The sequence below is a fragment of the Prosthecobacter sp. genome (genome assembly GCF_034366625.1).
Taxonomy (GTDB): Bacteria; Verrucomicrobiota; Verrucomicrobiia; order Verrucomicrobiales; family Verrucomicrobiaceae; genus Prosthecobacter.
Genome location: NZ_JAXMIH010000008.1, coordinates 287901 through 300976, shown reverse-complemented (window position 1 = coordinate 300976; position 13076 = coordinate 287901). Strand labels below are relative to the sequence as shown.

Annotated in this window: 6 protein-coding genes; 4 read left to right on the top strand and 2 right to left on the bottom strand. The window is 61.4% G+C overall.

From position 1 onward, the window contains the following. Positions 1 to 101 precede the first annotated feature (101 nt). The 3 genes from gltB to U1A53_RS09635 all read left to right on the top strand — a co-directional run bounded on the left by gltB (position 102) and on the right by U1A53_RS09635 (position 6841). The gene (gene gltB / locus U1A53_RS09645) at positions 102 to 4688 is read left to right on the top strand and encodes a glutamate synthase large subunit (RefSeq protein ID WP_322280454.1); all 4587 of its coding nucleotides are present in this window, start codon (positions 102 to 104) and stop codon (positions 4686 to 4688) included. A gap of 58 nt (positions 4689 to 4746) precedes the next feature. After that, a complete protein-coding gene (locus tag U1A53_RS09640; protein WP_322280453.1) occupies positions 4747 to 6231 on the top strand; it encodes a glutamate synthase subunit beta in 1485 nt (494 codons plus the stop codon). 118 nt (positions 6232 to 6349) lie between these two features. Beyond that, a complete protein-coding gene (locus U1A53_RS09635) occupies positions 6350 to 6841 on the top strand; it encodes a hypothetical protein (protein ID WP_322280452.1) in 492 nt (163 codons plus the stop codon). 18 nt (positions 6842 to 6859) lie between these two features. On the opposite strand, the gene U1A53_RS09630 is transcribed toward U1A53_RS09635, so the two are convergent. Next, positions 6860 to 8284 (bottom strand): sulfatase, encoded by a 1425-nt coding sequence (locus U1A53_RS09630; RefSeq protein WP_322280451.1) that lies wholly within the window; start codon positions 8282 to 8284, stop codon positions 6860 to 6862. A gap of 108 nt (positions 8285 to 8392) precedes the next feature. On the opposite strand from U1A53_RS09630, the gene U1A53_RS09625 reads away from it, so the two are divergent. Then, positions 8393 to 11851, top strand: coding sequence for a S8 family serine peptidase (locus U1A53_RS09625; protein WP_322280450.1), 3459 nt, complete (start codon positions 8393 to 8395; stop codon positions 11849 to 11851). On the opposite strand, the gene U1A53_RS09620 is transcribed toward U1A53_RS09625, so the two are convergent. Continuing rightward, a complete protein-coding gene (locus U1A53_RS09620; RefSeq protein ID WP_322280449.1) occupies positions 11852 to 13003 on the bottom strand; it encodes a M20 family metallopeptidase in 1152 nt (383 codons plus the stop codon). Between the last annotated feature and the right edge of the window lie 73 nt (positions 13004 to 13076).

The following is a 13076-nucleotide window of genomic DNA, read 5'->3' as shown; positions in this document are numbered from 1 at the left end:
AAATAGGCCCGCAGGCGCAAAATAAGGGTCAAACTGGCAGGCAGAATGCTGGTTGATTTACCGATTCAAATCGCCTTAATGCGGCCCCCTTTTGACCCAAAATGACAAATAACGGACTTCCCCAGAAACAAGGCCTGTATGACCCGCAGTTCGAGCACGACGCCTGCGGTGTCGGTTTCGTGTGCCATATGAAGGGGAAGAAATCGCATTCCATCGTGGCCAATGCGCTCCAAATTCTGGAGAATCTGGACCATCGTGGTGCCTGTGTGGAAGAAAACACCGGTGACGGGGCGGGCATCCTGATCCAGGTGCCTCACACGTTCCTCGCAAAGGTGGCGAAGCAGGCGGGTTTTGAGCTGCCCGCAGCGGGCCAGTATGGCGTAGCCAATATCTTCACCTCGCGCGATCCGGCGATCTGGGCAAAGACGAAGGAAGTCTTTGCCAAGGTGGCCACAGCGGAAGGCATGCCTGTCATCGGCTGGCGTGACCTGCCGACGGACAATTCGACGCTTGGCAAGTCGGCGAAGGCCAGTGAGCCGGTCGTGCGCCAGGTGTTTGTGAAGCGTCACGCCTCGGCGCTGGATGATCTCTCCTTTGAGCGGAAGCTCTATGTGCTGCGCAAGGTGGCGAACAACGACATCCGCGTGGCGAAGGTCGATCCCGTCTGGTATGCGCCGAGCTTTTCGTGCCGCACGCTGGTGTACAAGGGCATGCTCACGCCGCATCAGGTCGGAGCGTATTATCTGGACCTCCAAGATTCGGACATGGAGTCGGCGCTAGCGCTGGTTCACAGCCGTTTTTCGACCAACACCTTCCCAAACTGGGAGCGATCGCACCCCTACCGCTACATCGCCCATAACGGCGAAATCAACACGCTGCGCGGCAATATCAACTGGATGCTCGCCCGCCAGTCGCTCTTCGCGTCGGAGCTGTTTGGCGATGACATCCACAAGATCAAACCCGTCATCAACATCGACGGTTCGGACTCCACGATCTTTGACAACGCGCTCGAACTGCTCGTGCTGAGCGGCCGTTCGCTGCCGCATGCGATGATGATGATGATTCCTGAGCCGTGGAGCGGCCACGAGTCGATGAGCGAGGCGAAAAAGTCCTTCTACGAGTATCACTCCTGCCTCATGGAGCCGTGGGATGGTCCTGCGTCCGTGGCCTTCACCGACGGCACAATGATGGGAGCCACGTTGGACCGCAATGGTCTGCGTCCTTCGCGCTACTACGTCACGCATGACGACCTCGTGATCATGGGCTCGGAAGCGGGCGTTTTGCCGGTCGATCCAGCGAATGTGAAGCTCAAAGGCCGTCTGCAGCCGGGCAAGATGTTCATCGTGAACATGGAGGAAGGCCGCATCGTTCCGGATGACGAGATCAAAGAAAAAATCGCTGCCGAGAAGCCCTACCGCGAGTGGCTCGACAAGAATCTCGTGAAGCTCGCTGACATCGCCGACGGTGCCCCCGCACCGCTGCCGGACCACGAAACGATGCTGAAGCGCCAGCAGGCCTTTGGTTACACCTTTGAAGATCTCCGCATGCTCATGGTGCCGATGGCACGCGATGGCGTGGAAGCGATTGGCTCGATGGGCACTGACATCCCCATCGCCGTGCTCTCGAACAAGGCCAAACTGCTTTACGATTACTTCAAGCAGCTCTTCGCGCAGGTCACGAATCCGCCCATCGACTGCATCCGCGAGGAAATCGTCACGTCGCCGGTCACCACGATTGGCCGCGAGGGCAATCTGCTCGATCCGAAGCCGGAAAGCTGCCACCTGATCGAACTCAAGACGCCTATCCTCAGCAATGAGGAGCTGGCGAAGCTCAAAGCCATTGCCAGCGGCGAATTTGCCTCCGCCACGCTCGACATCACCTTTGATCCGAATAAGGGCGCGAAAGGCCTGGAAGAAGCGATGGATGCTCTTTGCGCCCAAGCGGACGATTTAATCAAGAAAGGCCGCAACATCCTCATTTTGACCGATCGCGGCATCAGTGCCACGAAAGCTCCGATCCCGGCTCTGCTGGCCGTGGGCGGCCTGCATCATCATTTGATCCGCCAAGGCACGCGTACGCAGTGCGACATCGTGCTGGAGTCCGGCGAACCGCGTGAAGTGCATCACTTCTGCACGCTGATCGGTTACGGCTGCGGTGCGATCAATCCTTACCTCGCCTTTGAAACGCTCGACGACATGATCCGCCAGGGCTTGCTCGTGAACGTCGATCACAAGAAGGCGGTTTATAACTTCATCAAGGCTGCCACGAAGGGCGTCATCAAAGTCGCCTCGAAGATCGGCATCAGCACGATGCAGAGCTATCGCGGCGCGCAGATCTTTGAAGCCGTCGGTCTCAGCAAGAGCGTGGTCGAAAAATACTTCACTTGGACCGCCACACGTGTCGAAGGCAGCGACCTCAAGATCATCGCCGAGGAGTGCATCCAGCGCCACATGCGCGGCTTCCCGGATCGCGACTCGCAGGTGCACGCGCTCGACGTGGGCGGTGACTACCAGTGGCGCAAGGAAGGTGAGGCCCACCTTTTCAACCCGCTCACGATCCACACGCTGCAAAAAGCCGTTCGCACGGGCAATTTCGAGACCTTCAAGCAATACTCCGCCCTCGTGAACACGCAGGTGAAGCAGTTCTACACGCTGCGCGGCCTGCTCGACTTCAAGGCGCAGACTCCGGTGCCGATCGACGAAGTCGAGACCGTCGAGAGCATCATGAAGCGCTTCAAAACGGGCGCGATGAGCTACGGCTCCATCTCCAGCGAGGCTCACGAGGCGCTTGCCATCGCCATGAACCGCATCGGCGGCAAATCGAACACCGGTGAAGGTGGCGAAGACCCCGAGCGCTACACTTGGACGAACGACAAAGGCGACTCGAAGAACTCGGCGATCAAGCAGGTAGCTTCGGGCCGTTTTGGCGTCACCAGCCTCTATTTGAGCCAGGCGAAGGAAATTCAGATCAAGATGGCCCAGGGCGCGAAGCCCGGTGAAGGCGGCCAGCTTCCAGGCGCGAAGGTGTATCCTTGGATCGCCAAGGTGCGTCACTCGACACCCGGTGTCGGCCTGATCTCGCCGCCTCCGCATCATGACATCTATTCCATCGAGGACTTGGCCCAGCTCATCCACGACTTGAAGAACGCCAACCGCGAGGCCCGCATCAGCGTGAAGCTCGTTTCCGAAGTCGGTGTCGGCACCATCGCCGCCGGCGTGGCAAAGGCGCACTCGGATGTCGTGCTCATCTCCGGTTACGATGGTGGCACGGGTGCTTCGCCGCAGACTTCGGTGAAACACGCCGGTCTGCCGTGGGAACTCGGCCTCGCCGAGACGCATCAGACGCTTCTCCTCAACAACCTCCGCTCGAAGATCGTCGTCGAGGCCGATGGCCAGATGAAAACAGGCCGCGATGTCGTCATCGCCGCGCTGCTCGGCGCTGAGGAGTTTGGTTTCGCCACCGCTCCGCTCGTCACACTGGGCTGCATCATGATGCGCGTCTGCCATCTGAACACCTGCCCCGTCGGCGTCGCCACGCAGGATCCGCAGCTTCGCGCGAAGTTCAGCGGTGATCCTGAGCATGCCACGAACTTCATGAAGTTCATTGCCCAGGAAGTGCGCGAACTCATGGCGCAGCTTGGTTTCCGCAAACTCCAAGACATGGTGGGCCGCACGGACGTGTTGGAGCCTCGTCAGGCCGTCGATCATTGGAAAGCCCGCGGCATCGACCTCAGCAACCTGCTTTACAGCCCGAAGGTTGGCCCCGAAGTCGGCAAATTCTGCTCTGAAATGCAGGATCACGGCATCGGCAAGAGCATGGACATCACCACGCTGCTGCCGCTTTGCAAAGACGCCATCGAGAAGGGCACGAAGGTCAAGGCCACGCTCCCCATCCGCAACGTCAACCGCACCGTCGGCACCATCCTCGGCAACGAGATCACGAAGCGTCACTGGCACGGCCTGCCGGACGACACCGTGCATCTGCACTTCCAGGGCAGCGCCGGCCAGAGCTTCGGCGCCTTCGTGCCAAAGGGCGTCACGCTTGAGATCGAGGGCGACACTAACGACTACATCGGCAAGGGCCTCAGCGGCGGTCGCATCATCGTCTATCCGCCTGCGGCCAGCACGTTCGTTGCTGAGGAAAACATCATTGCCGGTAACACCGCGCTTTACGGTGCGACGAGCGGCGAGCTTTTCCTGCGCGGCATGGCAGGTGAGCGCTTCGCCGTCCGCAACAGCGGCGTCGATACCGTCGTCGAAGGCGTGGGTGACCACGGCTGTGAGTACATGACCGGTGGCCGCGTCGTCGTTCTCGGCGTCACGGGCCGCAACTTCGCCGCAGGCATGAGCGGCGGTGTCGCTTATGTCCTTGATGAGAAGGGCGACTTCGCCACTCGCTGCAATGCCGGCATGGTCGATCTGCAAAAGCTCGAAGACAAAGAGGAGATCGACAGCCTCTACGAGCTCATCAAGAAGCATGCCGACCTCACCAAGAGCCAGAAAGCCTTCAAGGTGATCGCATTGTGGGAGCAGAGCATCCCGCAGTTCGTCAAAGTGATGCCTCGCGACTACGCACGCGTCCTCAAGGCGCTCAAAAAAGCCAAGGACGACGGATTGGTCGGCGATGAAGCCCTCAACGCCGCCTTCGAGGCCAACGCCCGCGACGTTGCCCGCATCGGCGGAGGCTAGAATCCAGCCCCGCCCGACACGAAACCACAGACATCACCTTTTTTCACACTGCTAGATCATGGGAAAACCAACCGGCTTCATCGAATTCACCCGCGAACTCCCCGCTGACCGCGATCCGCTCGAGCGCATCAAGGATTGGAAGGAATTTCACCTTCACATGCCTGTGGAAGGCCTCAAAAAGCAGGGTTCCCGCTGCATGGACTGCGGCATCCCGTTTTGCCACAGCGGCACGCTCATCAGCGGCATGGCCAGCGGCTGCCCGGTCAACAACCTCATCCCCGAGTGGAACGACCTCGTCTATCGCGGCCTCTGGCGTGAGGCGCTCGACCGCCTGCACAAGACCAACAACTTCCCCGAGTTCACCGGCCGCGTCTGCCCCGCCCCGTGCGAAGGTGCCTGCGTGCTCGGCATCAACGAGCCGCCGGTCACCATCAAGAACATCGAGGTCAGCATCATCGACAAAGGCTGGGAAGAAGGCTGGGTGAAGCCCGAGCCACCTGAAAAACGCACCGGCAAAACCGTCGCCATCATCGGTTCCGGCCCCGCCGGTCTCAGCGCCGCCGCGCAGCTCAACAAGGCCGGCCACACCGTCACCGTCTTCGAACGCGCCGACCGTCCCGGCGGCCTCCTCATGTATGGCATTCCGAACATGAAGCTCGACAAGAAGGAAGTCGTCCTTCGCCGCATCAAGTTGCTCGAGGACGAAGGCGTCACCTTCAAGTGCAACGTCAATGTCGGCACCGACATCACCGCCGAGCAGCTCCGCAAGGACTTCGACGCCATCATCGTCGCCACTGGAGCCACCAAGCCGCGCGATCTGCCGATCCCCGGTCGCGAATTGAAGGGCATCCACTTCGCCATGGACTTCCTCACCGCAAACACGAGAGCGGTGCTCGACAGCCATCAGAACGGCAACTTCATCACCGCCGCAGGCAAGGACGTCGTCATCATCGGCGGCGGCGACACCGGCACCGACTGCGTCGGCACCAGCCTGCGTCACGGCTGCAATTCTCTCGTCCAGCTCGAGATCATGGCCAAACCCCCGCTCGCCCGTGCCGCGAACAATCCGTGGCCCGAGTGGCCGAAGGTTTACAACATGGACTACGGCCAGCAGGAAGCCGCCGCCAAGTTCGGCGACGATCCACGCGTCTATCTCACCACCGCCACGAAGTTCGAGGGCGATGACAACGGCAACCTCAAGGCCGTCCACGTCGTCAACGTCGAGTGGAAGAAGGACGACAAAGGCAACTTCGGCCCGCAGAAAGTCCCCGGCACCGAAAAAGTCCTCCCCGCGCAGCTCGTCCTGCTCGCCATGGGCTTCCTCGGCCCCGAGCAGCCCCTCCTCGACGCCCTCAACGTCGAACGCGACGCCCGCAGCAACATCAAGGCCGAGCACGAGAAATACACCACCAGCCTCCCCGGCGTCTTCGCCGCCGGCGACTGCCGCCGCGGTCAATCCCTCGTCGTCTGGGCCTTCAACGAAGGCCGCGGCGCCGCGAGAGAATGCGATCGCTTCCTGATGGGTGAGACGAGCTTGCCTTGATCAGCTTCATTTGCTGAAGTCAGCTTCCAAGCCCAGGATTTGCCAGAATCCTGGGCTTTTTGATTGTGCGTTCAATCCAAGTGACACATTGGAATCAACACGTCTGTCAGGACGAACCATGTTCCACACCTCAATCCCCTTTGGCTACACCATCATCTATCTGGTGCTTTTCGGTAGCATCGTGTTGGGCGGGCTTTTGCTGCTTGTGGGTTTCTGGAGACGGATTCGGGCTTTGAAGCGATTGGGAACGGTTTTGGCGACGCTTGGCGTTGGGTTGCTCGCAGCGGACATCTACTTCAACTCGTTGATGGAGTGGAATCCGCACATCGCGTCCGATGCGGCGGTTTTGGGCACTTGGGCTGATGAACGGGAGACGATCACGCTGCATGTGGATCATCGTGTGCATTACCATTCGTGGAACGAAGATTTCACCGGGACTTGGAGCCTTGATAACTGGAATCTGCGGCTCAAAGCCGAAGGCGTCGATAACCTGATGCGCTTCGTCAGCTACGATGGCGAGCTGCGTCTGATGACAAATCCTCCCGATGATCCTGACGGTTGGAACGGCATCATTGGTCTCAAACGCGTGTCCGAGGATGTTCTAAAATGAACATCTTCCCAAACAGGCTCACTCCGCCGTCTTGCCCTTCTTTTTCTTCTTCTCGGCCTTCTTCTTTTGCTTCTGTTCCTCGTCGCGGGCGGGTTTCTGGTTGATGGCGGGGATGGATTTGGCGAGTTCGGCCTTGGTGCCGTTGTATTGCGGATCTTTCGCGAGGTTGGTCCATTCGTTGGGGTCGGTGGCCTCGTTGTAGAGTTCTTCTTCGCCATTGGCGTAGCGGATGTAGCGCCAGCCTTCGTTGCGGATGCCGTGGTTGTTGAAGCCGTGGGTCGTGAGCGCTGGCGTGGCCCACGCGGCGGCGGGATCGGCCAGCAGGGGCTTGATGCTCAGGCCTTCCACATGCGCGGGCTTTGGAATGCCGCACACGTCCATGAGCGTGGGGTAGATGCTCATGAAATCGACCGTGCGCTCGCAAACGCTGCCGGGTTTCGTCAAACCGGGCACGACCCACAGCAGTGGCGCGCGGGTGGCCTCCTCCCACAGCGCGAATTTGCGCCAGTGATGCTTTTCGCCGAGATGCCAGCCGTGGTCGCACCAGAAGACGATGATCGTGTTGTCCTTGTGCGGTGATTTGTCGAAGGCATCCAGCAGACGGCCGATGTTCATGTCCGTGTAGGCGGTGGCGGCCAGATAGGCCTGGATGGCCTCCTTCCAGCGACCTGAGTCAAGCATGGCCTTGTGATCGCCCTGAGGCTTCGCCATCGCCACACCGGCGGGCGGGATGTCGCCCAGATCATCCTCCTTGTAAGGCGGCAGCTTGATGTCGGCGAGCGGGAACATGTCATACCATTTCTGCGGCACGTTCCAGGCCATGTGCGGCTTGTGCAGGCCCACCGCGAGGAAGAAGGGCTTCTCATGCGCCTTGCCGAGCTGCTCGATGCCGTAGTCGGTGATCTTCCAGTCGGGCAGGTCGCTGTCCTCGCAATCCAGCGGCGCGAACTTGATGCCGCCAACGCCGTCGTCCTTCGCGTTCTTCGAGAGCTTCTTCTCCGCTTTGCCGCCGCCTTCGTCATCCAGGTAATCGTCCCACTCACTGCGACGCTCAAAGGAGCCGTGGTAGATTTTTCCCGCGCCACTGACGAAGTAACCCGCGCCGCGAAACGCTGCTGTCAGCGGCTTGTCCTCCGGGATGAACTTGCGCCAATCGGCTTCATTGCCGTAAACGCCGGTGGTGGAGGGGCGCATGCCGCTCATCAACGCCGCCCGCGACGGATTGCACACCGGCGCTGCGCAGTAGCTCCGCGTGAAGGCGGTGCCCATCTTCGCGAGGCGGTCGATGTTCGGCGTCTTCGTCTGCTCGTTGCGGTGCAGGTAGCCCACCCAATCACGCAGATCGTCGATGGCGATGAAGAGCACGTTGGGCTTCTTCACATCAGCAGCGTGAAGTGTGAGTGTGGCAAAAAACAGGCAAAAGAGCAGCAGCGGGCGTTTCATGGCGCGTGAACAGAGGCTGCGGGCGGTTTCTTAGCGCGAAATGCTGCGGCGGGTTTTTCTGTGGCGAGGTGGCGGCATTGTGAGCATCATCCGCACCTGATTGTCTCCATGCGGATGCGTTTTCTTGTCTTTCTCAGCCTTCTTGCCAGCAGCGCCTTGCTGCACGGGCAGATCGCGATTGCGGGGAAACGCTTCGAGCGGTCGCTGACGGAAGCGGGCACCAAGGGCGAGTGGGTGCTCTATGAAAAGGACGCGCCGCAGAATGACGGCACGCGGCGTTGGCTGACCCAACGTGTTTTGGTGGAGTTGCAGCCTGGGAAAGCCGCCGCAACGCTGGGCGGCGTCGCGGGCGTGGTGAAAACATCCGCGCGTGGCAAATACGCGGTGGTCGAGTTTGCCGGAAATCCTGACGCGGCACTCGCCGGAGCTGAAAAGCTCAAAACACTGCCCGGCGTGCGCTCGGCGGAGCCGATGCTGGCGCGGCAGCTCTTCCGCCGCTTCGTGCCGGATGATCCGCTCTTCGCCCACAACGTGGCCAATGCCGGTTACCAGTGGCATCTGCGCAACACCGGCCAGAATGGCGGCACGGCGGGCATCGACGTGAACGTGGTGACGGCGTGGGACAGCCACAAGGGCGCCGGGGTACGCATCGGCATCGTGGATGACGGCCTGGAGGTCACGCATCCCGATCTGGTGGCGAACATCGATCTTCTCAACGACTACGACTTCAACGATCTCGATGACGATCCCTCCCCTGGTGCGGAGGATTTCCATGGCACGGCCTGCGCGGGTGTGGCGGCGGCACGGGGCAACAACGGCATCGGCGTGACGGGCGTCGCGCCGGAGGCGACGATTGTGGGCCTGAAGCTCATCGCCGCGCCGACCACGGACGCGGACGAGGCGGACGCGTTCGCGTTCAAGCAGGACATCGTTCACATCAAGAGCAACAGTTGGGGACCGTACGACAACGCCTACGGTACCGGAGGCCCAGGACCGCTGAGTCTCGCGGCGATGGCGGACGCGGTGACGAACGGTCGCGGCGGCAAAGGCACGATCTTCCTCTGGGCGGCCGGCAACGGCAACTACAGCGGCGATGACTCGAACTACGACGGCTGGGCGAACTCGCCGCACGCCATCGCCGTTTCCGCCATCAATGACAAAGGCCGCGCCTCGTGGTACAGCGAGCCGGGGACGAACATCCTCGTCTGCGCGCCTTCCAACGGCGGCAAGCAGGGCGTCACCACCACGGACCGTGTCGGCGCAACGGGCTACAACGAGGAAAGCGGCACGGTGGAGTATCCTGACTTCACCGACACGGACTACACCAACACCTTTGGCGGCACGTCCTCCGCCACTCCGGCCGTGGCCGCTGTGGTGGCGCTGATGCTTCAAGCGAACCCGAACCTGACGTATCGCGACGTGCAGGAGATTCTGGTGCGCACAGCGGTGAAGAACGACGAGTTCGACGGCGGCTGGATGACGAACGGCGGCGGCTTTCACTTCAACGACCACTACGGCGCGGGCCTGGTGAACGCCCAGGCCGCCACGAGCATGGCAGCGACGTGGGCCAGCGTCGCGCCGCTGCAAACCCGCGTGCTGACACAGACCAACCTCGCGCAGGCGATCCCGGACGCGAATGAGAACGGCGCCTCCCGCACCTTCACCGTCCCCGCTGTGGACAATCTGCGGCTGGAGCACGTCACCGTGAAAGTGAAGGCCACGCATCCGTATGCGGGCAATCTGGAGTGGCGTCTCACCTCTCCCAGCGGTGTGAAGGTCCGGCTGGCACGTGCGCGCTTCAGCGACACTGCCGTGAATCTCGACTGGACCTTCATGACGACGCATTTCTGGGGCGAGCGCTCGGAGGGCGACTGGAAGCTCGAAGTCTTTGACCGCATGATCGACCACAGCGGCACGCTGGACGACGTGGCGCTCACCTTCCACGGCACGCCCACGGCTCCGGCGCTGCCGCCGCCGGCCATCACGTCCAACTGGATCATCGTGGGCCGCGAGGGCTGGGAACTGAAGCACCAGATCGCCGCGTCAAATTTCCCCACGAGCTTTGGCGCGGGCACCTACTTCCCCGGCGGCCTGCCTGTGGGGCTGTCGCTCAACACCACGACCGGACTCATCACCGGCACTCCCACCGAAACGGGCCTGTTCCAAGGTTATCAAAGCGCCACCAACGCCACCGGCACCACCGAGGAGTTCGCTTATTACCTGATCCTCGCCGCCGATCCGCTGCTCTCGACCGCCCTGGAGCAGCCTTCCACCACGAAGATCGTCCCCTTCGGCTTCGGCGATCCATTCAGCCAGACTACCACCACGCACGACGGCGTGGATGCCATCGGGACCGCTGTGGTGGAACATGAGGAGTACTCCGGCATCGAGTTCACCGTGAACGGCCCCGCGAAGCTCGAGTTCCAGTGGAAGGTGTCCTCGGAGAAGAACTACGACTACCTCGTGCTCACCGTGGATGGTTATGTGAAGGACTACATCACCGGCGAGACCGACTGGACCACCTCCACCACCTATCTCGGCGACGGGCCGCACAACGTGGACATCTACTACACCAAGGACCAGGAGGTGGTGAAAGGACAGGACAGGGGCTGGATCGACGAGATCATCATCACTTCCACCACCGCCGTGCCTGAGATCACCACGCAGACGATCCAGGCCTACCAGGGCGTGTATTTCCGGTATCAGCTCGAAGCCACAAACGCACCATCCGGCTACAGTGCGGACAATCTGCCCGCCGGACTCACCCTGCACGCCACCACCGGCCTCATTTACGGCAGCGTCGCCGCCGCAGGCAGCTATCCCGTCACCATTCACGCCACCAACAGCATCGGCACCGGCACTGAAACCATCACCCTCAACGTCGGCAGCGTCACGCAGGGGCTCGCAGACGCGCTCGACGCGCCCTTGCAAACCATCACCACCTCCGGTGATCTCGCGTGGACGCCGCAGCAGTTGTACTCCAGCGACGGCGAGGACGCCACCCGCAGCGGCCCCATCGACAACCTCCAGCAAAGCGTGATGACCACCGAGGTCACCGGCCCGTGCAAGGTGACGTTCTACTGGGGCATTTCGTCCGAGAAGGACTACGATTTCCTGCGCTTCTACATCGACGATGCCGAGCAGGACGCCATCAGCGGCGAAGTCGGCTGGACGCGCAAAGGCTTCCTCGTCCCCGCCGGCACGCACACGTTGAAGTGGGCCTACATCAAAGACGACTTCACCGCCTCCGGCCTCGACTCCGGCTTGGTGGACCGCTTCGCCATCCATCACGACAACGACGGAGACGGCATTCACTCGGACCTCGAAACTTGGTTCGGCACCAGCGACAGCGATCCCAACATCCAGCCGCAGCCCGTCGTCAGCCGCACCACCAGCACAACGCTGGAGTTTCCCTCCGTCAGCGGCAACGACTACCGCATCGAGCACAGCGACGACTTGATCGATTGGACGCCCATCATCGTCACCGCCACAGGATCGACAACCACATGGATCGATCTCAATGCCGTGAACAAGACGCGTCGCTTCTACCGCGTGGTCATTCCGTGATCAGGCCAGACTGCGCAGGAATCGCGTGAAAAAGTCCACCCCGGCCTCCAGATCGGCCACGGTGATGAATTCATCCTTCGTGTGCGCCTGGGCAATCGAACCGGGTCCGATGGCGATGGATGGCGTTCCAGCAACGGCCAGGAAAGCCGCGTCGCAGAACCACGGCGCGCCGGTCAATTCGGCTCCGGCGGCGATGAGTTTCTGCACAAAGGGATTCGCAGGATCGGTGTCGAGATGAAAGGCCTCGCTAGCGACGGTGACGCTGGCGGTTTCGTCAATGCGCCGCACGAAGTCGGTCAGCAGAGCCAGCGCACCGCCCGCACGCTGCAAACCGGGTGTGGTGCGGATGTCCACGCGGAGTTTGCAGGCATCGGCGACGATGTTGCTGCGTGTGCCGCCCTGGATCATGCCGAGATTGATCGTGCTGAAGCCGAGCCATTCGTCCGCGCCGCTGGTTTCGGTCAAAAGTTCACGGAACTCGGCATCGAGCGCTGCGACGAGCTTTGCCATCTTCACAATCGCATTCACACCGAGTTCCGGCGTGGCACCATGCACGGCGACGCCGGTCGTATGCACATCGGCCCACAGGCAGCCTTTGTGCCGAAACACGGTCTTCAAGCCCGTTGGTTCGCCGATGATCGCCAGATCGTAGCGCCCGTGATGCTTCGCGAAGTGCTGCGAGCCAAGTTGCGCGCTTTCCTCGGACATGAACCCGGCGAAATGCACCTCGACAGGCAGCAATGGGATCTCATGGCGCATTTCATGCAGAGCCCAGAGGAACGAGGCCATCGGGCCCTTTGTGTCGGAGGCTCCCCTTCCCCACACTTTTCCATCGCGCAGTTCACCGCCGAAAGGATCAATCGTCATGCCGCCGACGCTCACCGTGTCCGTGTGCGGGCCAAAAAGAATGCGCGGCTTCGGTTTGCCATCCGCGCTCGGATTCGTGGGAAAACGGCCGATCACGTTCGGCCTGCCGGGTTCCACCTCATCGAGAACTGCCTCGGCACCGGATGCCGTCAGAAACTCCGCCACGAATCGCGCGCATCGTTCTTCGCCAATGCCGTCGGTGCCGGGATCGCCGTCGGGATTCACCGACGGGATGCGCACGAGAGCCTGGGTAAGTTCGACAACGTTCTGGGGAAGCGCGGGCATCCCGCAGAGAGGCACAGGCGTGTGCCAGACGCAAGCACACGCCGGATTTGTCCTGCAGTGTGCCGATTTTGGC